This is a genomic window from Streptomyces sp. PsTaAH-137 (assembly GCF_003259365.1).
In the GTDB taxonomy this organism is placed as follows: Bacteria; Actinomycetota; Actinomycetes; order Streptomycetales; family Streptomycetaceae; genus Streptomyces.
Genome location: NZ_QLLY01000004.1, coordinates 46,441 through 66,990, shown reverse-complemented (window position 1 = coordinate 66,990; position 20,550 = coordinate 46,441). Strand labels below are relative to the sequence as shown.

20 protein-coding genes are annotated in these 20,550 nt (G+C 71.0%); 10 read left to right on the top strand and 10 right to left on the bottom strand.

All coding sequences use genetic code 11. From position 1 onward, the window contains the following. Window positions 1–43 precede the first annotated feature (43 nt). The 3 genes from hpt to folE all read left to right on the top strand — a co-directional run bounded on the left by hpt (window position 44) and on the right by folE (window position 3,567). Complete coding sequence (hpt, locus tag K377_RS09295) at window positions 44–604, top strand: hypoxanthine phosphoribosyltransferase (RefSeq protein WP_111662750.1); 561 nt, start codon at window positions 44–46, stop codon at window positions 602–604. Between the two features lie 221 nt (window positions 605–825). Continuing rightward, window positions 826–2,841 carry an ATP-dependent zinc metalloprotease FtsH gene (gene ftsH, locus K377_RS09290; protein WP_111662749.1) on the top strand — a complete coding sequence of 672 codons (2,016 nt, stop codon included), beginning with the start codon at window positions 826–828 and terminating at the stop codon, window positions 2,839–2,841. A 120-nt stretch (window positions 2,842–2,961) separates the two neighbouring features. After that, on the top strand, window positions 2,962–3,567 hold the full coding sequence (folE, locus tag K377_RS09285) for a GTP cyclohydrolase I FolE (RefSeq protein ID WP_111662748.1): 606 nt from the start codon (window positions 2,962–2,964) through the stop codon (window positions 3,565–3,567). 23 nt (window positions 3,568–3,590) lie between these two features. On the opposite strand, the gene K377_RS09280 is transcribed toward folE, so the two are convergent. The 6 genes from K377_RS09280 to K377_RS09255 form a co-directional block, all read right to left on the bottom strand. Continuing rightward, complete coding sequence (locus K377_RS09280) at window positions 3,591–4,079, bottom strand: DUF3180 domain-containing protein (protein WP_111662747.1); 489 nt, start codon at window positions 4,077–4,079, stop codon at window positions 3,591–3,593. Window positions 4,080–4,154: 75 nt separating this feature from the next. After that, window positions 4,155–4,754 carry a 2-amino-4-hydroxy-6-hydroxymethyldihydropteridine diphosphokinase gene (gene folK, locus K377_RS09275; protein ID WP_111662746.1) on the bottom strand — a complete coding sequence of 200 codons (600 nt, stop codon included), beginning with the start codon at window positions 4,752–4,754 and terminating at the stop codon, window positions 4,155–4,157. Beyond that, window positions 4,751–5,110: a dihydroneopterin aldolase gene (gene folB / locus K377_RS09270; RefSeq protein ID WP_111662745.1), complete on the bottom strand. Its 360-nt coding sequence runs from the start codon at window positions 5,108–5,110 to the stop codon at window positions 4,751–4,753. The genes folK and folB overlap by 4 nt, the downstream gene beginning before the upstream one ends. Before the next feature lie 212 nt (window positions 5,111–5,322). Then, the gene (locus K377_RS09265; protein WP_258395003.1) at window positions 5,323–5,910 is read right to left on the bottom strand and encodes a nuclear transport factor 2 family protein; all 588 of its coding nucleotides are present in this window, start codon (window positions 5,908–5,910) and stop codon (window positions 5,323–5,325) included. Beyond that, the gene (folP, locus tag K377_RS09260) at window positions 5,907–6,770 is read right to left on the bottom strand and encodes a dihydropteroate synthase (protein WP_111662744.1); all 864 of its coding nucleotides are present in this window, start codon (window positions 6,768–6,770) and stop codon (window positions 5,907–5,909) included. The genes K377_RS09265 and folP overlap by 4 nt, the downstream gene beginning before the upstream one ends. A gap of 56 nt (window positions 6,771–6,826) precedes the next feature. After that, window positions 6,827–8,611, bottom strand: coding sequence for a phosphatidylglycerol lysyltransferase domain-containing protein (locus K377_RS09255; RefSeq protein ID WP_181512518.1), 1,785 nt, complete (start codon window positions 8,609–8,611; stop codon window positions 6,827–6,829). 212 nt (window positions 8,612–8,823) lie between these two features. On the opposite strand from K377_RS09255, the gene K377_RS09250 reads away from it, so the two are divergent. Next, a complete protein-coding gene (locus tag K377_RS09250; protein WP_111662742.1) occupies window positions 8,824–9,924 on the top strand; it encodes an esterase family protein in 1,101 nt (366 codons plus the stop codon). 17 nt (window positions 9,925–9,941) lie between these two features. On the opposite strand, the gene K377_RS09245 is transcribed toward K377_RS09250, so the two are convergent. Continuing rightward, window positions 9,942–11,105, bottom strand: coding sequence for an ABC transporter ATP-binding protein (locus K377_RS09245; RefSeq protein ID WP_111662741.1), 1,164 nt, complete (start codon window positions 11,103–11,105; stop codon window positions 9,942–9,944). 196 nt (window positions 11,106–11,301) lie between these two features. Here K377_RS09245 and K377_RS09240 point away from each other — a divergent pair, with 196 nt between their 5' ends. From K377_RS09240 to K377_RS09225, 4 genes are all read left to right on the top strand, one after another. After that, window positions 11,302–12,048, top strand: a complete 747-nt coding sequence (locus tag K377_RS09240) for an ABC transporter permease (RefSeq protein ID WP_111662740.1) — start codon at window positions 11,302–11,304, stop codon at window positions 12,046–12,048. Further along, window positions 12,045–12,713, top strand: coding sequence for an ABC transporter permease (locus tag K377_RS09235; protein WP_111662739.1), 669 nt, complete (start codon window positions 12,045–12,047; stop codon window positions 12,711–12,713). The genes K377_RS09240 and K377_RS09235 overlap by 4 nt, the downstream gene beginning before the upstream one ends. Before the next feature lie 137 nt (window positions 12,714–12,850). Then, window positions 12,851–13,831 (top strand): ABC transporter substrate-binding protein, encoded by a 981-nt coding sequence (locus K377_RS09230; RefSeq protein ID WP_111662738.1) that lies wholly within the window; start codon window positions 12,851–12,853, stop codon window positions 13,829–13,831. A 116-nt stretch (window positions 13,832–13,947) separates the two neighbouring features. Next, complete coding sequence (locus K377_RS09225; RefSeq protein ID WP_111662737.1) at window positions 13,948–14,970, top strand: hypothetical protein; 1,023 nt, start codon at window positions 13,948–13,950, stop codon at window positions 14,968–14,970. 152 nt (window positions 14,971–15,122) lie between these two features. Here the strand turns inward: K377_RS09225 and K377_RS09220 are convergent, their stop codons facing one another. Beyond that, on the bottom strand, window positions 15,123–16,481 hold the full coding sequence (locus tag K377_RS09220; protein ID WP_111662736.1) for a PH domain-containing protein: 1,359 nt from the start codon (window positions 16,479–16,481) through the stop codon (window positions 15,123–15,125). Then, entirely contained in the window at window positions 16,478–17,029 is a 552-nt protein-coding gene (locus K377_RS09215; RefSeq protein ID WP_375605913.1) for a PH domain-containing protein, read from the bottom strand. The genes K377_RS09220 and K377_RS09215 overlap by 4 nt, the downstream gene beginning before the upstream one ends. Window positions 17,030–17,060: 31 nt before the next feature. Here K377_RS09215 and K377_RS09210 point away from each other — a divergent pair, with 31 nt between their 5' ends. After that, the gene (locus tag K377_RS09210) at window positions 17,061–18,212 is read left to right on the top strand and encodes an NADH-quinone oxidoreductase subunit D (protein ID WP_111662734.1); all 1,152 of its coding nucleotides are present in this window, start codon (window positions 17,061–17,063) and stop codon (window positions 18,210–18,212) included. Here the strand turns inward: K377_RS09210 and K377_RS09205 are convergent. Beyond that, window positions 18,177–19,205, bottom strand: coding sequence for an SAM-dependent methyltransferase (locus K377_RS09205; protein ID WP_111663188.1), 1,029 nt, complete (start codon window positions 19,203–19,205; stop codon window positions 18,177–18,179). The two genes, K377_RS09210 and K377_RS09205, sit on opposite strands and share 36 nt — an antisense overlap. Window positions 19,206–19,332: 127 nt before the next feature. Between K377_RS09205 and K377_RS09200 the strand changes: the two genes are divergently transcribed. Then, a complete protein-coding gene (locus K377_RS09200) occupies window positions 19,333–20,535 on the top strand; it encodes a sensor histidine kinase (RefSeq protein ID WP_111662733.1) in 1,203 nt (400 codons plus the stop codon). Window positions 20,536–20,550 lie beyond the last annotated feature (15 nt).

Genomic DNA, 20,550 nt, shown 5'->3' with positions numbered 1-20,550 from the left:
ACCGCGGCTCACGTCGCGGCGGCCGGTGGGACGACCGAAAGTGATGCGGGTGGACGCGAAAGACATGGGCACCGACCTCAAGTCGGTGCTCATCACCAAGGAAGAGATCGACGCGAAGCTGGCCGAGCTGGCAGCCAAGGTCGATGCCGAATACGCGGGCAAGGACCTGCTCATCGTCGGGGTCCTCAAGGGCGCTGTGATGGTCATGGCGGACCTGGCTCGCGCCCTGTCCACCCCCGTCACCATGGACTGGATGGCGGTGTCGTCGTACGGCTCCGGCACCCAGTCCTCGGGTGTCGTGCGGATCCTCAAGGACCTCGACACCGACATCAAGGACAAGCACGTCCTGATCGTCGAGGACATCATCGACTCCGGTCTGACGCTGTCCTGGCTGCTGACCAACCTCGGCACCCGCGAGCCCGCCTCCCTGGAGGTGTGCACGCTGCTGCGCAAGCCCGAGGCGGCCAAGGTCGACATCGACGTCAAGTGGGTCGGCTTCGACATCCCGAACGAGTTCGTGGTCGGGTACGGCCTCGACTACGCGGAGAAGTACCGGAACCTGCCGTTCGTCGGCACGCTGGCCCCGCACGTCTACGGCGGCTGAGGTCACGTCAGACGGCGGGAACCCTCAGGGGCTTCCCGCCGTTGGAGCATGCGAAGGCGAGATTGTCGGACGTCCCCTGCGACTTCGGGTGACAATGCTGGGGTACCGTCCGAAGAACAGTTCTTCAAACAGCTTCAAACAGGTTCAAGAGCTCAACAGCTTGAAACAGCCTTATCAAACTCACTATGGCAGGAGGGACGGGGCGGAACCGCTCCGTATGGATGGACGTGAAGCGATACTTCCGTGGGCCGGTCATGTGGATCGTGCTGGCCGTCCTTGCCGTGGTCGTGTTGATGCAGGTCGTCGGCTCGTCCGGCGGCTACAAGACGGTGGACACCGGCCAGGTCATTCAGGCCATCGACAAGAACCAGGTCCAGCAGGCCAAGATCACCACCGGTGACGAGAACACCATCAAGGTCGAGCTGAAGAGCGGCGAGAAGGTCGACGGCTCCAGCAAGATCCAGGCGAGCTACATCGGCGACCAGGGCGTCGACGTGGCCAAGTCCCTGCAGTCCAAGTTCGAGGACAAGCAGATCCCCGACGGTTACACCGTCTCCCCGACGAAGCAGAACGCGTTCGTCAGCATCCTGCTGTCGCTGCTGCCCTTCGTCCTCATCGTCGTCGTCTTCCTGTTCCTGATGAATCAGATGCAGGGCGGCGGCTCCCGGGTCATGCAGTTCGGGAAGTCCAAGGCCAAGCTCATCACCAAGGACACCCCGAAGACGACGTTCGCCGACGTGGCGGGCTCGGACGAGGCGGTCGAGGAACTCCACGAGATCAAGGAGTTCCTCCAGGAGCCGGCGAAGTTCCAGGCCGTCGGCGCCAAGATCCCCAAGGGCGTTCTGCTGTACGGCCCGCCCGGTACCGGCAAGACGCTCCTCGCGCGCGCCGTCGCCGGCGAGGCCGGGGTGCCCTTCTACTCGATCTCCGGTTCCGACTTCGTCGAGATGTTCGTCGGTGTCGGTGCCTCCCGAGTCCGTGACCTCTTCGAGCAGGCCAAGGCGAACGCCCCGGCGATCGTCTTCGTCGACGAGATCGACGCGGTCGGCCGCCATCGCGGCGCCGGCCTCGGCGGCGGTCACGACGAGCGCGAGCAGACGCTCAACCAGCTGCTCGTCGAGATGGACGGCTTCGACGTGAAGGGCGGCGTCATCCTGATCGCCGCCACGAACCGGCCCGACATCCTCGACCCCGCGCTGCTGCGTCCCGGCCGCTTCGACCGCCAGATCGCGGTCGACCGCCCGGACATGCAGGGCCGTCTGGAGATCCTCAAGGTCCACCAGAAGGGCAAGCCGGTCGCCCCGGACGTCGACCTGTCGGCCGTCGCCCGCCGCACCCCCGGCTTCACCGGCGCGGACCTGTCGAACGTGCTGAACGAAGCGGCGCTCCTCACGGCGCGCAGCGACAAGAAGCTGATCGACAACCACATGCTGGACGAGGCGATCGACCGTGTGGTCGCGGGCCCGCAGAAGCGGACCCGGATCATGTCGGACAAGGAGAAGAAGATCACCGCGTACCACGAGGGCGGTCACGCCCTGGTCGCGGCGGCGTCTCCGAACTCCGACCCGGTGCACAAGATCACGATCCTGTCCCGCGGCCGCGCGCTCGGGTACACGATGGTGCTCCCGGACGAGGACAAGTACTCGACCACGCGCAACGAGATGCTCGACCAGCTCGCCTACATGCTGGGCGGCCGGGCGGCCGAGGAACTGGTCTTCCACGACCCGACCACCGGCGCGGCCAACGACATCGAGAAGGCCACCTCCACGGCCCGCGCGATGGTCACGCAGTACGGCATGACCGAGCGTCTCGGCGCGATCAAGTTCGGCGGCGACAACAGCGAGCCGTTCCTCGGCCGCGAGATGGCGCACCAGCGCGACTACTCGGAAGAGGTCGCCGCGCTCGTCGACGAAGAGGTCAAGAAGCTCATCGAGACGGCGCACAACGAGGCCTGGGAGATCCTCGTCGAGAACCGCGACGTTCTCGACAACCTGGTCCTCGCGCTGCTGGAGAAGGAGACGCTGAACAAGGAGCAGATCGCCGAGATCTTCGCCCCGATCGTGAAGCGTCCGGCCCGCCCCGCGTGGACCGGCTCCTCCCGCCGTACCCCCTCGACCCGCCCGCCGGTGCTCTCCCCCAAGGAGCTCTCACTGACGAACGGGGCGAACGGCTCGGCGACCGCCATCGAGACCACCACCCCGGTGGACACGGTGAAGGACGACCGCCCCGAGAGCTGACGGCACCCTTCACAGGGCCCGGAATGCAGGCCGCGTCCCCCACGCTTTACGGTGTGGGGGACGCGGCCTTTTGTCTGTCTGGGGGCCGTGCCGGATGTCCGTACAAGGAAGAGGCACGACATGACCGACCCGGTGACGCTGGACGGCGAGAGCTCGATCGGCGAGTTCGACGAGAAGCGGGCCGAGAGCGCCGTGCGCGAACTCCTCATCGCGGTCGGCGAGGACCCGGACCGCGAGGGCCTCCGGGAGACTCCGGCGCGGGTGGCTCGGGCGTACAAGGAGATATTCGCCGGCCTGTGGCAGAAGCCCGAGGACGTGCTGACGACGACGTTCGACCTGGGCCACGACGAGATGGTCTTGGTGAAGGACATCGAGGTGCAGTCCAGCTGTGAACATCATCTGGTCCCCTTCGTGGGCGTGGCCCACGTCGGGTACATCCCGTCCACCGACGGCAAGATCACCGGCCTGTCGAAGCTGGCCCGCCTCGTCGACGTCTACGCCCGCCGCCCCCAGGTCCAGGAGCGGCTGACGACCCAGATCGCGGACTCCCTCATGGAGATCCTGGAGCCGCGCGGCGTCATCGTGGTCGTCGAGTGCGAGCACATGTGCATGACGATGCGCGGGGTGCGCAAGCCTGGCGCCAAGACCATCACGTCCGCGGTGCGCGGGCAGCTGCGTGACCCGGCCACGCGCAACGAGGCGATGAGCCTGATCATCGGCAGGTGATCACGGGCCCGTGCGGGCCCGCGTCACGCCACCGGCGCGGTGCCCTCCGTGTCCGTGTCGTCGTCCTCCGGGAGCTTGCAGACGCGCTCCAGGAAGATGGCCGCCGCGATGACGGCGATGCCGGCGAGGACCGAGAAGCCGGCGTAGATCGCCTGGTCGCGGCGGACCGGGATGTCCAGCTCCTCCAGCAGGAAGACGCCCGTGCCGCCGTACATGCCGGCGACGAGCGCCGCGACCAGTGCGCTGGCCTGGCCGAAGACCAGCGCGCGGGCCGCCATCATCGGGTCGACGCCCTTGGCGCCGGGGCGGCGCTCGCGCTGGGCGCGCAGCCGGGAGCGGATGGAGAGGGCCGTCGCCAGCAGGACGACGGCGATCACCGCGAGCACGATGGGCGCGGCCAGCGGAACGCTGGGCAGGGTGCCCAGCGAGTTCCACAGGCGGGCGCCCGCCCAGGACAGCACCCCGGCGGCCACGAAGAGGCCGGCCAGAGTTCTGATGCGCAGTTGCTTCATCGCGGTTGCTTCATCCCCGTCGGTCGCCCGTCAGCCGTGCGTGGCCGCACGGCTCTGCCCATCAGACCCTAACGATTACTCGGGCAGCCGGAGTTCCAGGTCGGCGCGGGCGGCCACGCCCTCGCGGGTCACCGCGGCGAGCAGGTCGGTGACCGGGCCGCGGCCGGGGAGCTGTGCCTCGGGGTCCACGTCGTGCCAGGGCGCGAGCACGAAGGCGCGCTCGTGGGCCCGGGGGTGGGGGAGGGTCAGCACCGGGTCGTCGGAGACCACGTCCGCGTACGCGACGATGTCGACGTCGATGGTGCGCGGGCCCCAGTGCTCGTCCCGGACGCGGTGGAAGGCCTCCTCGACCGCGTGGGCGCGCTCCAGGAGCGAGTCGGGCGGGAGGGTCGTCTTGAGGACGATCACCGCGTTGAAGTACGAGGGCTGGCTGTCGGGGTCGACGCCCCAGGGCTGTGTCTCGTAGACGGGTGAGACGGCCTTGACGCGGACGCCGGGGGTGTCCTCCAGGGCGTCCACGGCGCCCTGGAGGGTCTCCAGGCGGTTCCCCAGGTTCGAGCCGAGGGAGAGCACGGCCAGCTTGGGGTTGGACAGGGTGCTGTCAGCGGCGTCGACCTGCTCCATCACGGAGGTCGGTACCGGCTGAACGGTCGGGTCGAACGGAGTTTTGTTCATACTCGGCTCCGGGTGATGGTGACGGTCACGTCGTCGAAGGGCACGGTGATCGGTGCGTCCGGCTTGTGGACGCAGACCTCGACCTCCTGGACTCCCTCGTGCTTCAGGCAGGCGTCGGCGATGCGCTGGGCCAGGGTCTCGATGAGGTCGACGGGCTCGCCCTCGACGGCGGCCACGACCTCCTCGGCCACGATGCCGTAGTGCACGGTCTTCGCCAGGTCGTCATCGGCCGCCGCGGCCCGGGTGTCCAGCCCGAGCACCAGGTCCACGATGAAGGTCTGCCCCTCCTCGCGCTCCTTGGGGAAGACGCCATGGTGCCCGCGGGCCTTGAGGCCGCGCAGCGCGACACGATCCACGCGAATCACTCCTGCAGTCGTCGGTAGGGGCCGGTCCTGTCGATGTGCGGTCGACGTACCGGCCTCGATCGAATCTACCTGCGAGCACTGACATCCCCTGCCCGTGGGGGCTATGGACAGACAGGCCTGAGGCTGGTAGCCGCCCCTACCCAGGCGGCTGGAAAACCAACCACGAGCGCGTGATTCCGGCCCTTTCGAGGGGGTCCGCCCACTCAGGCGGGTGACCCGTCCCCGTCCGTGTTGCCGCTGTCCCCGGGGCCGTCCGCGGGATCTGTGGGGCCTGTGCCGTCCGCGTCGTCCATCAGGCCGTCGAGGGCGTCGGTCTCGTCGTCCGACTCCGCGAGCACGGGGGAGGCGTGGTGGGACCACAGCTTCCAGCCGTCGCGGGTGCGCCGGAACACGTTCGTGGCGACGACGCGCTGGCCGACCAGCGGGCCCAGCTCGTCGCTGTCCTCGGGCGCGGGGCCGCCGCTGAGGATGTTCTCCGTGCAGGTGACCATGGCGGTGTCGCCGACCACGCTGATCCGGACATCCGTCAGGAAGAACTGGATGTACTCGGTGTTCGCCATGATCAGGGCGTACGAGCGCAGCACCTCGCCGCGGCCCGTGAGCACCGGCCAGCCCGGGTGCACGCAGTGGATCGAGGTGTCCTCGGCGTCGTCCGGGTCGGCGTCCTCGGCGTAGCTGACGTCCTCGGGTGCCAGCCAGAGCGAGGTCAGCTCCTCGAAGTCGCCGCGCTCCTGAGCCTCGTAGAAGGAGCGGTTGGCCGTGTCGACGGCCTGGGTGTCGGTGCCGGTCACTGGGCTCCCTCGACCGCGCGGGCCACGCGGACGGCGTCGGCGGTGGCCCGGACCTCGTGGACGCGCACGGCCCAGGCGCCGGCCTGGGCGGCCAGCGCGGAGACGGCGGCGGTGGCGGCGTCGCGCTCGCGCGCGGGCGGCGGGGCGCCCTGCTCGTCGGCCAGTACGCGGCCGAGGAACCGCTTGCGGGAGGCCGCGACCAGCACCGGGTGGCCGAGCGCGCGGACCGCGTCGAGGTGGGCGAGGAGGGCGAGGTCGTGCTCGGCCTCCTTGGAGAAGCCGAGGCCGGGGTCGACGACGATGTGCTCGGGGGCGATGCCGCCCTCGATGATGGCCTGCACGCGCGCGTGCAGCTCGTCGACGACCTCGGGGACGACGTCGTCGTACGTGCCCCGGACGGTGGCTCCTTCGAGGAAGCCGCGCCAGTGCATGACGACGAAGGGGGCGCCTGCGGCGGCGACGACCGGGACCATGGCGGGGTCGGCGAGGCCGCCGCTCACGTCGTTGACCAGGGCGGCGCCCGCGGCCAGGGACTGCTCGGCCACGCTGGCGCGCATGGTGTCGACGGAGATCGTGACGCCCTCGGCGGCCAGGCCCCGCACGACGGGGATGACGCGCTTGAGCTCCTCGTCCTCGTCGACCCGGGCGGCGCCGGGGCGGGTGGACTCGCCGCCCACGTCCACCAGGTCGGCGCCCTCGGCGACCAGGTCGAGGCCGTGTTTGATCGCGGCGGTGGTGTCGAACCAGTGGCCGCCGTCCGAGAACGAGTCCGGGGTCACATTGACGACTCCCATGACCGCGCAGCGGTCCCATACGGGGAGATTGGCTACGTGGCCTCGGCGGACCTGCGACGTGCTCATGCTTCCAGCCTAGAGCCGGATGGGGAGTGCCCCGCCCCGGTGGGCCCGCGGGGACGTCAGGCGGCGTGGGCCTCCTCCTCCCGGCGGGTGTGGGCGCACGGGCGCGGCTGCGGTGCCCGGCGCCGCAGCACCCCCGGCATGCGCAGGTGCACGAACCCCTCCGCGCGCATGGCGGCCCAGCCGATCCGGGGGAGGTCCTTCGAGGAGCGGTAGACGACGAAGCGGGGCTCCCAGCGGGGGCGGAACTTCGCGTTGAACCGGTACAGCGACTCGATCTGGAACCAGCGCGACAGGAAGACCAGCAGGCCGCGCCAGGCGCGCAGGACGGGTCCTGCGCCGATCTTCTCGCCCCGCGCGAGTGCCGAGCGGAACATCGCGAAGTTGAGCGAGACATGGCTGATCCCCAGCGTCGGGGCGGCCTGGAGGGCGGCCACGATCAGCAGCTCGTTCATCCCCGGGTCGGCGGTGCGGTCGCGGCGCATCAGGTCGAGGGAGACGCCGGTGTCGCCCCAGGGCACGAAGTGCAGCACCGCCTTGAGGTCGCCGTACGGGCCGGGGGCGCCCGATGAAGCGGGGTCGCTCTTGTGGGCCGTGGCGATCAGACAGTCCCCGTCGGCCGCGTCGCCGATGCGGCCCAGCGCCATGGAGAAGCCGCGCTCGGTGTCGGTGCCGCGCCAGTCGTCGGCGGCGCGGCGGACCCGGTCCAGCTCGCCGGGGCCGAGGTCATGGATGCGCCGGACCCGGGTCTCGTAGCCGGCGCGCTCGATCCGCTTGACCATCTGGCGCACGTTGCGCATCGCGCGGCCGGTCAGGGCGAAATCCGCGACGTCCACCACCGCCTCGTCGCCCAGCTCCAGCGCGTCCAGGCCGGTCTCGCGGGTCCACACCTCGCCGCCCGTCTCGGAGCAGCCCATGACGGCCGGGGTCCAGGAGTGGGCCCGCGCCTCGTCCATGAACCGCTCGATGGCGCCCGGCCACGCCTCCACGTCGCCGATGGGGTCGCCGCTGGCGAGCATTACGCCGGAGACCACGCGGTAGCAGACCGCCGCCTTGCCGCTGGGCGAGAACACCACGCCCTTGTCGCGGCGGAGCGCGAAGTGGCCGAGTGAGTCACGGGCGCCGTGCCGGTCCAGCAGGGCCCGCAGTCTGCTCTCGTCGTCCTGGGCGAGGCGGGCCGCCGGGTGCTCGGGCCGGAAGGCGAAGTAGACCGTGGTGAGCGCGGTGACCATGCCGAGGGCGCCGAGCGAGACGGCGACCGTGCGGGAGGTACTACCTGTGTAGTCGAGCGGCCCGTCGAGGCCGAACAGGCCGTACAGGACGTGCTGCAGACGGTCCGCCAGGCTCGGGTCGCCGACCAGGCGGCGCGGGTGGGTGCTGACGATGAGCAGCCCGATCAGGATCGAACCGGCTCCCATGACCACGAAGTTGGCCAGCGCCCGCCAGCGGCTGCGCGGGTCGGGCAGCGCGTCGAACTGCGCGCGGTGCTTGGCGAGGAGCCACAGCAGCAGGAGCGGGATGACGACGCCCGCGAAGGAGTGCCGGTACGCGAACTGCGCGCACGCGCCGATCGGCAGCAGCACCACGGCGGCCCGCCAGGCCCGCCGCTTGCGGCGCCGCAGGCCGTGCGCGAGCAGCAGCAACAGGACGCCGCTGCTGAGCGCGAAGGCGGCGGCGAACGGGCCGAGGGTGCCGGGCAGCACCTCCGCCAGGGTGTGCATCCGGCTGTGCCGGAAGCGCGGGAAGGCGCCGGCCGCTATGTCCAGGAGGCCGACGAGGAGGCAGGCACGGGCGATCACAGTCGGTACGGCCTCCGGGCGCGGGCCGCGCGCAGCGCGCCTCATCCGGCGTGCAACCCCCTGGGAGTTTTCCGCATCTATCCTGGCGAACATCGCATTCCCGTGGTTCTGCGAGAAACGTGAACGCGGTGCCATGTCCGGCATCCCGCGACTTGCGCCCTCTAGGACGGGGTGAGCGGGAATCGGGTTCACTCCCGGACCGAAAAGACCCCGCGTCTTTCGGCCGACGGCGTCAACTCATCCATGGGAAAGGTCCGATGGGGCTCACGAGCCATGAAGTCCTCGCGTCGGCGGTCCTGCTCGCCGTGGTGCTGTTCGCGGGCACGGTGCTGTTCTGGCCGCGTCTGGCGCACCGGTCGTGGCGGTCCGTCATGGGGCGCGTCGGACTGCTGTTCGCGACGCAGGTGGCGGTGTTCGCCGCGGTCGGCCTGGCCGTGAACCACGCGTACGGCTTCTACGCGACCTGGGCGGACCTCTTCGGGCAGGAGCAGGGGCAGGGTGTGGTGACCGACCACGACGTGGCCGGGACCAGGGCGCCGGTCCATGTGGTCGGCACCCAGGACGTCGGGGTGTCCGGCGGGGCCCGGCCATCCGTCGGAGGACAGGTGCAGAAGGTCGACATCGTCGGGCGTACGTCCCACATCGCGGCGCCCGCCTACGTCTATCTGCCGCCCGAGTACTTCCGGCCGCGCTACGCGCGCCGTACGTTTCCCGCGTCCGTCGTTCTGACCGGCTATCCCGGTACCGCGGAGGCGCTGATCAGGGGGCTGCGCTATCCGCAGACCGCCCACGCGCTGGCGGCGGCAGGGCGGATGCGGCCGATGATCCTGGTGATGCTGCGGCCCACCGTGGCACCGCCGCGCGACACCGAGTGCGTGGACGTCCCGGGCGGCCCGCGCACGGAGACCTTCTTCGCCACGGACCTGCCGCGGGAGGTGGGGGCGCGCTACAGGACCGCGAGGAAGTGGGGCGTCGTCGGCGACTCCACAGGTGGTTACTGTGCGCTGAAACTGGCCCTGCACCACCCCGGCGTCTTCGGAGCGGCCGCCGGCCTGTCCCCGTACTACCGGGCGGCCCAGGACCCGACGACGGGCGACCTCTTCCACGGGAACGCCCGCTCGCGCGAGCGGGCCGATCTGGACCGCTACCTGAACGACATGCCGCCGCCCGCGACCTCGCTCCTGGTGACCAGCAGCAGGCAGGGCGAGCACAACTACAGGGCGACTCTCGACTTCATCCGGCGGGTGAAGGCGCCCACGCGCGTGTCGTCTATCGTCCTCGACAGCGGTGGGCACAACTTCAACACCTGGCGGCGGGAGATCCCGGCGACCCTGGAGTGGCTGAGCCGACGCCTCTAGATCCTCGGTCCCTACGGCTACTTGAGGAGCGGCGCGACCGTCTCCAGTTCGACCTCCGCGCGCGGGATGGCCCGCGCGTCCGCGGCGGTGGAGCGGCGCAGGGCCTCGTGCAGCCGGGCCGGGGTGAGCACGCCGAGGAAGCGGCCCTGGCTGTCCTCGTCGATGACCGCGATCCAGCCCGCGTCGTGCTGGAGCATCGTGGCGAACGCCTGCTTGAGCGAGGCGCCGACCGGCAGCCAGGCCTCCATGCGGCGGGCCCGGTCGCGGACCGTGGCGCCCTTTCCGGTGCCCTCGCGCGCGTGCTCGGCGGAGAGCCAGCCGTGCAGGTTGTTGTCGTCGTCGAGCACGACGGCCCAGCGTGCGTCGAGCTCCCTGGGCAGCGGGTCGTCGAGGTGGACCACGGGGGGCTGCTCCAGGTCGCCCTCCTCGATGGGGGTGACGGAGAGCCGCTTCAGGCCGCGGTCGGCGCCGACGAAATCGGCCACATAGGGGGTCGCGGGGGTGCCGAGGACGGCCGGCGGGGTGTCGTACTGCTCGATGCGGCCCTGTCCGTAGACGGCGATGCGGTCGCCGAGCCGGACGGCCTCCTCGATGTCGTGCGTGACGAACAGGACGGTCTTGTTCAGCGTCTGCTGGAGGCGCAGGAACTCGGTCTGGAGATGGTCGCGGACCACCGGGTCGACCGCGCCGAACGGCTCGTCCATCAGCAGCACCGGCGGGTCCGCGGCGAGCGCCCGGGCCACGCCCACCCGCTGGCGCTGTCCGCCGGAGAGCTGCTCGGGGTAGCGGTCGCCGAAGACCTTCGGGTCCAGGCCCACCAGGTCGAGGAGTTCGGCGGCGCGCTCGCGGGCCTTGGCACGCTTGACGCCGAGGAGGTGCGGCACGGTCGCCGTGTTGTCGAGGACGGTCTTGTGCGGGAAGAGGCCGACCTGCTGGATGACGTATCCGATGCGGCGGCGCAACTGCACCGGGTCGATACCGGATATGTCGTCCCCGTCGAGGAATATCCGGCCCTCGGTGGGTTCGATGAGCCGGTTCACCATCTTCATCGTCGTGGTCTTGCCGCAGCCCGACGGGCCGACGAGCGTGACCAGTTCGCCCTCCTTCACCTCGAAGGACAGGTCGTCGACGGCAGTGGTGCCGTCCGCGTACCGCTTGCTGACGTGCTCGAACCGGATCATGGGAAGCCATTCTGCCGGGGTCTGGTCGGGTACGGGCCGCCGCGTTCACGGCAGTTGTGTGAAGGCAGTGTTGCGGGCGGGGGTCGGGTCTCGGCCATTGTCAGTCGTGCCCGCTAGGGTCGTCGACAGTCGAAAACGTGCGTGCGCGGGTACGGATACCTGACATACGTTCGGTGAAACGGGGGAGGGGGGCGGGGTGAGCGAGCAGAACTGCCTGGTGACCAATGACTGGGTGTGCGGGGAGTATCTGCGCACCCGCGGTCAGGAGTTGACCGACGCGACCGTGCAGCACCTGGGCATCACCGTCGCCGCGGTGCTGATCGGCGTCCTGATCTCCTTCCCGCTCGCGCTGCTCGCGCGGCGCAGAAAAGCGTTCGCCGGACCGGTGCTCGGCCTGACCACGATCTTCTACTCGGTCCCGTCACTGGCGATGTTCTCGCTGCTGCTGCCCCTGTTCGGGCTCTCGGCCTCGCTGGTGGTCACGGGACTCGTGCTCTATTCGCTGACGATCCTCGTGCGCAACATCCTGGCGGGCCTCCAGGCCGTGCCGGAGGAGGCCAGAGAGGCCGCGCGCGGGATGGGGTACGGGCCGCTGCGGCTGCTGTGGGAGGTCGAACTGCCGCTGGCGCTCCCGGCGATGCTGGCCGGCGTGCGCATCGCCACGGTCTCCACGGTGGCGCTCACCACGGTCGGCGCGATCGTGGACTACGGCGGTCTCGGCACCCTGATCCTCGACGGCCTGCACAGCGACTTCAAGGCGCAGGTGCTCACCGCCTCCGTGCTGTGCGTGCTGCTCGCGATCCTCGCCGACCTGCTGCTGCTCGGCGTCCAGCGGTGGCTGACGCCGTGGACGCGCGCGACGGCCGTACGGGGCGGCCGCGGCCCCCACAGACGCAAGACCGTCACCGCGGTGGAGCCCGACATGCCGGAGAAGGTCGCATGAACGCGATATCGGGGGCCTACGACTGGCTGACCACGGGGGCCAACTGGCAGGGCGAGAAGGGGGTGTGGCACCGCCTCTCCGAGCATCTGTACTTCAGCGGGGTCGCCCTCGCCGTCGCCTGCCTGATCGCGCTGCCGCTGGCCCTGTGGCTCGGCCACATCGGCAAGGGCGGCGCCCTGGCGGTCAACATCTCGAACGTGGGGCGTGCGGTGCCCACCCTGGCCGTCCTGGTGCTGCTCACGCTCACCCCGCTCGGCCGCCACGGCGATCTGCCCACGCTGATCGCGCTGGTCCTCTTCGCGATACCGCCCCTGTTGACGAACGCGTACGTGGGCATGCGCGAGGTCGACCGCGCGGTGGTGGAGGCCGCGCGCGGTATGGGGATGAGCGGCCGCCAGGTGTTCGCGCGGGTCGAACTGCCGCTGGCGTACCCCCTGGTGATGACCGGGCTCAGGTCGGCCGCGGTGCAGGTGATCGCGACGGCGACGCTGGCCGCGATGGCGGGCGAGGGCGGGCTCGGCCGGATCATCACGGCCGGCTTCAGCTTGCAGAACACGCCGCAGGTCGTGGCGGGCGCCGTCCTCGTGGCCGTGCTCGCCCTGGTCGTGGAGGGCGTGTTCGTGGCGGTGGGCCGGTTCCTCGACCCGGCGCGAGGGCGGGCGTGACCCGCGGGTGTGACAAGGGTTCCCGGCGGCACGGCGTGGTGCCGTCCGTCAGCAGTGCGACAGCCAGCCAGCAGGGCGACAGCAGTGCCAGCAGTGCTACCAGTGCTACCAGTGCTACCAGTGCAACGAGGAGAGCGATGAACAGCAGGACGCACGGCAGGACGCGTCGCATGGCCCTGGCGGTCGTGGCGGCGGGAGCCCTGACCGCGGGTCTCACCGCGTGCGGCGGTGACAGCCTGGAGGGCGACAAGGGCGGTTCGGCGAGCGCGGGCGACGGCAAGAAGGGCAAGATCGTCATCGGCGCCGCCAGTTTCACCGAGGCCAAGGTGATGGGCGAGCTGTACCGGCAGATATTGGACGACGCCGGGTACGACGCGTCGGTCAAGACGGTGGAGAACCGCGAGATCTACGAACCGCAGCTCGCGAAGGGCGCCATCGACGTGGTGCCCGAATACGCGGCGACGCTCGCCGAATTCCTCAACCTGAAGAAGAACGGCTCGGACGCGAAGACCGTCGCGTCCAGTGATGTCGACGCGACGATGACCGCGCTGCGTGGACTCGCCGAGCCGGAGGGCCTGAAGGTTCTGGACGCCGGAGAGGCCGTGGACCAGAACGCGTTCGCGGTGACCGAGGCGTACGCGAAGAAGCACAATCTGAAGACCCTTTCCGATCTCGGCAAGTCCGGCGAGAAGGTCAAGATCGCGGCCGGTGACGAATGCGAGACCCGGCCGTTCTGCGCCCCGGGTCTGAAGAAGACGTACGGAATCGACGTCACCGGCATCGACCCGAAGGGCGTCGGCACCACCCAGTCCAAGCAGGCGGTGAAGAACGGGCAGGACCAGCTCGTTCTGACGACCACGACCGACGCGACGCTGAAGAACTTCGGACTCGTTCTCTTGGAGGACGACAAGAAGCTGCAGAATGCGGACAACATCGTTCCGGTCGTGAACGCGAAGGACGCGGGAGACAAGGCGATAGCCGATGCCCTCGGCAAGCTGACCAAGGTCCTCACCACCGACGACCTGGTGGAGTTGAACCGCAAGGTCGACGCCGAGCGGCAGAAGGAAGCCGATGTCGCGAAGGACTATCTGGAGGCCAAGGGCCTCGTCAAGAAATGATCTTGATCGCCAAGTGAGTCGTTTCTGGCGTGAGTTCGGTGGTTTCTGCGTCGCCTGCGCCCGGATTTTGCCGGGCGGGGCTTCGCGATTCGCCTACGCGCGGTAAGTTTCTGGCCATGCCACGTGGACGCCACCGCCATTCCCCACCCCTGCACCGCCTGTTGCCGCCTTCGGTGATCGCCGGTGCGCCTCTCGTGTGCGCGGGCGGCGCCTGGCTGTCCGGCGATCCGCTCGTGCTGCGCGGCATCACCGCCGCCGCGGCCGCGGCGGCCGTCGTCGGTGCCGTCGTGATGCGCCGCTGGGACCGGCTCGCGGGCAAGCAGGTCGCCGATCTGACCCGGGGCGCCGCGAGCGAGCGCTGGCGGCACGAGGAGGCCGTGGCGGAGCTGGAGGGGGATCTGGAGGAGTCGCGCGAGCTGCGCACCCGTCTGGAGGGCAAGCTCCGCTCCAAGCGTTCCGAGCTGGCGGGGCTGCGCAATGAGCACGCCGCGCTGCTGCGCCGGTACGCCACCGCGGAGACGGAGCGGGCCAGCGCCCTGGAGGGCCGGCGCCGGCTCGCCATCGAGGCGTCGGCGCCCGCGAAGGCGCTGCCCCCGGCCCGGTCCGCCGAGCCGGTGGCGAAGGCTCCGGCTCGGGCCCCGATCCAGGTCACCCCGTCGCTGTACCTGCGGGCGAACGCGGCGCTCGACCGGCTGGCCCGGCCCGCCGCGCCCGCCCCCGTCGCGGAGGAGACCGATTCCCGGGGGAAGCCCCGGGCGGCGTCCGGTCACTTCACGGTGCCGGCCGCCGCGGCCGTGGTGCCCCCGGCGGCACCGGCCCGCAGGTCCCTCGTGGGCGGCTTCGACTTCTTCGGCACCGGGGACTCCGCGGTGGCGCACGACGAGGACCTGGCCGACGTCGTCGGGGAAGAGGCGCTCGCCGAGCAGAAGAAGCAGAAGGCCGAGCGGGGAAAGGCAGCCGCCGCGGAGAAGCCCGGGACGGCGGACCCCGAGACGCACAAGGCCGAGACCGAGACCACCGACGAGGCTGACAAGGCCGATACGACCGACAAGGCCGACAAGGAAGTCATCGACCTGACGGCTCATGACGAGACCGAGCAGATCGACATGGGCGAGCTGAGGTCGGCTCTGCGCGCGTGAAACACGTGGTGACGAGGGCGCTCCGCCGGTGGCGGGGCGCCTTTCTCGTGCGCTCAGCCGTTGTGCGCCCGGCTGTAGTTCGCCCCGCCTTCGTGCGTCGGCCGCCCAGCCGCAGCACGTCCAGCCGCAAAACGCCCCGCCGCTTACGCTCCCTAAGGCGCCGACGACCCGCTCATCCACCGGTCGGGCCGCGCTCCCTTGCGTCCGGTCCGCGAGCGGTCCGCCTGCGCCCGCAGCAGTTCCGCCGCCTCCTGGGCGTCCCGCAGGCGCGCCGTGACCGTCTTGTCGGCGCCCGTGTCCAGGTGGAGTCCCGCGAGGCGCCAGCAGCGCTCCCAGGGGCCCTGGGTGAGGCGCACGCTCTGCACCTTGGCGTGCGGGACGAGCGAGATCCGGCGCTGGAGCAGCCCCTCCCGGGCGGCGAACACGGTCTCCGTGACGGACACCCCGTACGCCCGCCACCACACCGGTACGCACCAGTGCCCGCGCCGCGGCGCCCCCGTGAAGTCGCCCGGCTTGGGCACCTCGACGCCCGGCAGGATGCGCGCGATGACGTCCTCGGCCTGCTCGCGCGGGGCGACGGGAACCAGGACCGAATTGGACGACCCCGCCACATGCAGCTCGACCCGGACCCAGTCGCGCCGCCGCCACAGCAGCGGCTGCACGATCCGCACGGTCTGCACCCGGCCGGGCGGCACCGTCTCGTGCACCCGGTCGAGCAGCCCGTGGTCGATGCGCAGCCCGTCCGGGGACTCGCCGACCGTCCAGTCGTACTCCTTGATGAAGCGGCCCGCGCTGTTGGTGAACGCCCCGCCGGCCAGCGGCACGGCGACCGCGATCACTGTCCACAGGTTGTGGGTGGCGAACCACAGGAACGTCGGTACGGCGGCCGCCGCGAGCAGCATCGCCCACGGGGTGCCCGTCAGCAGCAGCGCCACGGCGAGCATGCTCGGGGGCGTGCGCAGGATCTGCCGCGCCGGTGCCTCGCCCACCTCGTGGGCCGACTCCGGGGCGAAACCGGCCGCACGCGCGAGCAGTTCGGCCCGCAGATCGCGGGCCTCCTTCTCTCCCAGGTAGGCGAGCTCGTCCTTCTTGTCGGTGCCGACGACGTCGAGCTTCAGCTTGGCCACGCCGACGAAGCGGGCCAGGAGCGGCTGGGTGACGTCGACGGCCTGAAGGCGGTCGAGCCGGATGTGGGCGGTGCGGCGGAACAGCAGGCCCGTACGGATGCGCAGTTCGGTGTCCGTCACCCCGAAGTGCGTGAACCACCAGGTGAGGAACCCGTACAGGGCGGCCGCCGGCACCAGGACGCCGAGGCCGATCGCCAGGGTCGCGGCGGTGAGCTGGGCGAGCTGGCGCTGCGCCTGGTCCATGTCGTGGACGGCCCAGCCGAGCAGAACGGCTATCGGCGCCCAGGCGCGGCGCAGCGGTGTGACGGGGTGCAGGCGCCGCTCCCGTACGCTCTGGGGCTGCTCGTGGCCCGTGACGTCCTCGGGGGCGTGGGCGGCCGTCACAGGCCCGCCGATCGGGCTTCGCCGAGCTCGGTGAGGCGGTCGCGCAGCCGTTCCGCCTCGGCCGGGACGAGTCCGGGGATCGTCGCGTCGGTGGCGGCGGCCGCGGTGTGCAGTTGCAGGCTGGCCAGGCCGAACTTCCGCTCCAGGGGGCCCGAGGTCACCTCGACGAGCTGCATCCGCCCGTACGGCACGATCGTTTCCTCACGCCACAGCACCCCGCGGCTGATCAGCAGGTCGTCGGCGCGCTCGGCGTACCGCCACGAGCGCCAGTTGCGGCCGAGCATCGGCCAGCCCCACGCCAGCACCGCCAGCGGCAGCAGCGCGAACGCCGCCCACGGCGCTCCCGCGACGATCGTGAGCAGCACCGCGACCCCGACGGCGATCGGCACCATCCAGAGCACGAGCAGCAGCCGGCGCAGTCTCAGCAGCCCGGACGGCAGCCCGGTCCAGTCCGGTCCTGCCCCGCCGCTCTCCCCGGTGCCGCCCTCCTGGTCCTTGATCCCCGTCGGCCCCATCGGCCCCACCGCCCCCGTCGCCCCTGTCTCCATGGATTCACCCTACGTAGGAGAGACTGTCCGCATGACGCCCACGACTCAGGCCACGGTCGGCATCGGTGGTGCCGCGGAGAGCACCGACATGGTGCTCAACATCGGTCCGCAGCATCCCTCCACCCATGGTGTGCTGCGCCTGCGTCTCGTGCTCGACGGCGAGCGGATCCAGCACGCGGAGCCGGTGATCGGCTACATGCACCGCGGTGCCGAGAAGCTGTTCGAGGCGCGGGACTACCGGCAGATCGTGATGCTCGCCAACCGCCACGACTGGCTGTCCGCGTTCTCGAACGAGCTGGGTGTCGTGCTCGCCGTCGAGCGGATGCTGGGCATGGAGGTCCCCGAGCGCGCCGTCTGGCTGCGGACCCTGCTCGCCGAGCTGAACCGTGTGCTGAACCATCTGATGTTTCTGGGTTCGTACCCACTCGAACTGGGCGGAATCACTCCGGTCTTCCACGCCTTCCGCGAACGCGAGGAACTCCAGGCCGTCATGGAGGAGATCTCCGGCGGGCGCATGCACTACATGTTCAACCGGGTCGGCGGCCTGAAGGAGGACCTGCCGCTCGGCTGGACCACGCGCGCGCGGGACGCCGTCGCGTCCGTCCGCTCCCGGATGGACGTCTACGACCGCCTCGTCCTCGGCAACGAGATCTTCCGGGGCCGCACGCGCGGGGTGGGCGTCCTGTCCGCGCAGGCCGCGCACTCCTACGGGGTCTCGGGGCCGATCGCCCGCGCCTCCGGCGTCGACTTCGACCTGCGCCGCGACGAGCCGTACCTCGCCTACGGAGAGCTTCAGGACACCCTGAAGGTCGTCACGCGGCAGGAGGGCGACTGCCTGGCCCGCTTCGAGTGCCTGCTCGAACAGACCCACAACGCGCTCGACCTCGCCGACGCCTGCCTCGACCGCGTCGCGGACCTCCCGCAGGGGCCGGTCAATCAGCGCCTGCCGAAGGTCCTCAAGGCGCCCGAGGGCCACACGTACGCCTGGACGGAGAATCCGCTCGGCATCAACGGCTACTACCTCGTCTCCAAGGGCGAGAAGACCCCGTACCGCCTCAAGCTGCGCTCCGCGTCGTACAACAACATCCAGGCGCTCACCGAACTGCTGCCGGGCACGCTCGTCGCCGACATGGTGGCGATCCTCGGGTCACTGTTCTTCGTGGTCGGCGACATCGACAAGTAGGCCCTCCAGAGGCAGCTCCACCGGTTCGACGAGCCACCCGAAGTCGCCGAGCCCGCCCCGGGCCGTCAGCTCCGCCGCCTCACCCGCGCGCGCGAGCGCCCGTACGTACGCGGCCGGGTCCCGGGACGCGAGGGACAGCGGCGGGCGGTCCGCGCCGACGCCGAGCGCGCGCAGCGCGGCGCGCTGGCCGAGCAGCCGGGCCGCGGGTCCGGTCGCGCAGGCGTCGAGCGCCACATGGGCCGTGATGTCGCGGGACCCGTCGGGCACCGGCGGCACCTCGCGTCCCTCCTTGAAGCCCGTCAGCGTGCCGAACGGCGGACGCGCCCCGCGCGCGTGGGTGTAGTCCACGGCGACCGCGAGACCGCGCTCCACCGTGCCCACGGCCGCCGCCCACGCCGTGTCCCGGTCCAGCCCGATCTCGGCGCGCAGCCCCGGCTCGGACGGCAGCGGCCACCAGGTGTCGAGCCAGCGCCGTTCCGCGTCGCCGAGCGGTGCGGGGGAGAGGGACTCCGTGCCGTCCTGCCGTACGAGGACGAGCCGGGCGGTGCCGTCCTCGTCGGTCTCCACGACCTCGACCGGGACGTTGTCGAGCCACTCGTTCGCGAACAGCAGGCCGGTGATCCCGGCGGGCGGCTCGGACCGCCACTCGATCCGGTGATCGAGGTCCGCGGGACGCCCGGCGATCTCCACCGCGCAGGCGTGCACGCGTGCGTGCACGCTCTCCGGCAGCTGCTCCAGGACCTCCGACACCAGCTCGCCGCGCCCCGCCGCCATGTCGACGAACGTCAGCCTCTCCGGCCTGCCGAGCGCCGTGTCCACCCGGCACAGCAGCTCGGCGACGGCCCCGGCGAACAGCGGGGACGCATGGACCGACGTGCGGAAATGACCGGCGGGGCCCTCGGGCCCGCGATAGAAGCCGGCCGGCCCGTACAGGGCCCGCTCGGTCGCCGCGCGCCAGCCGTGCGCGCCGCCGTCTCGTCCGTCCCCGGTCACGTTCTCCACGACTGAAGGCTATGCGCGCCGGGCGCGTGCGCCTCCACCTTGCGGAGTACGCGCGCCGGGTGCGGATCGGTCCTCCGGTTGACCCCCGCGGGCCGCACGGCTACCTACTCTGGGTTACGTGCAGCGCGTCTATGACTTCCTCCGCAGACACCCGACCTGGGTCGACGGCTTCTGGGCCGTGATCCTGTTCGGGATGTCGGTGGTGACCGTCTCCAGCGGCAACGGGGACCTGCACCGCGGCAACCAGGTGGCGGGCATCGTCTGCGCCGTCCTGCTGAGCGTCGTGGTCACGCTGCGCCGCCGGATGCCGGAGCGGATGCTGATCCTCGCGATCGTGACCGGTCTGGCCCAGCTGGTCTTCGACGCGGAGACCAGTCCCGGTGACTTCGCGATGCTGGTGATCGTCTACACCTGCGCGGCGAACGGGGCGCGCTGGTCGTCCCGGCTCGCCCTCGGCGCGGGCCTGTGCGCGGCGCCGCTCGCACAGTTGCGCTGGCCCGAGGAGCAGGCCGGCTCCCTCGGGCAGATCGCCGTCACGATCTTCACGATGGTGCCGTTCGCCCTCGCCTGGGTCCTCGGCGACTCGCTGCGCACCCGCCGCGCCTATCTCGCCGAGCTGGAGGAGCGCGCGGCCCGCCTGGAGAAGGAGCGCGAGGCGCAGTCGAAGGTCGCGGTCGCGGCCGAGCGGGCGCGCATCGCGAGGGAGCTGCACGATGTCGTCGCGCACAACGTGTCGGTGATGGTGGTGCAGGCGGACGGCGCCGCGTACGTCCTGGACACCGCGCCCGACCAGGCGAAGAAGGCGCTGGAGACGATCTCGGGGACGGGCCGGCAGGCGCTCGCCGAGATGCGCAGGCTGCTCGGCGTCCTGCGGACCGGCGAGCGCGAGAAGGGCGAGGAGTACGTGCCGCAGCCCGACGTCGAGCAGATCGAGGACCTGGTGAGCGAGGTGCGTACGGCGGGACTGCCCGTCGACTTCAAGGTCGAGGGCACCCCGCGCCCGCTGCCGAGCGGCGTCGAGCTGACCGCGTACCGCATCGTCCAGGAAGCCCTCACCAACACCCGCAAGCACGGCGGCCCCAACGCGGGGGCGAGCGTCCGCCTGGTCTACTTCGACGACGGCCTCGGGCTGCTCGTCGAGGACGACGGCAAGGGCGCCCCGCACGAGCTGTACGAGGACGGGGGCGCCGACGGCCGCGGCCACGGGCTCATCGGGATGCGGGAGCGCGTCGGTATGGTCGGCGGCACCCTGGACGCGGGCCCGCGCCCCGGCGGTGGCTTCCGCATCAGCGTCCTGCTGCCCCTCAAGCCCGCCCATTGACACGTACCAGCGAAG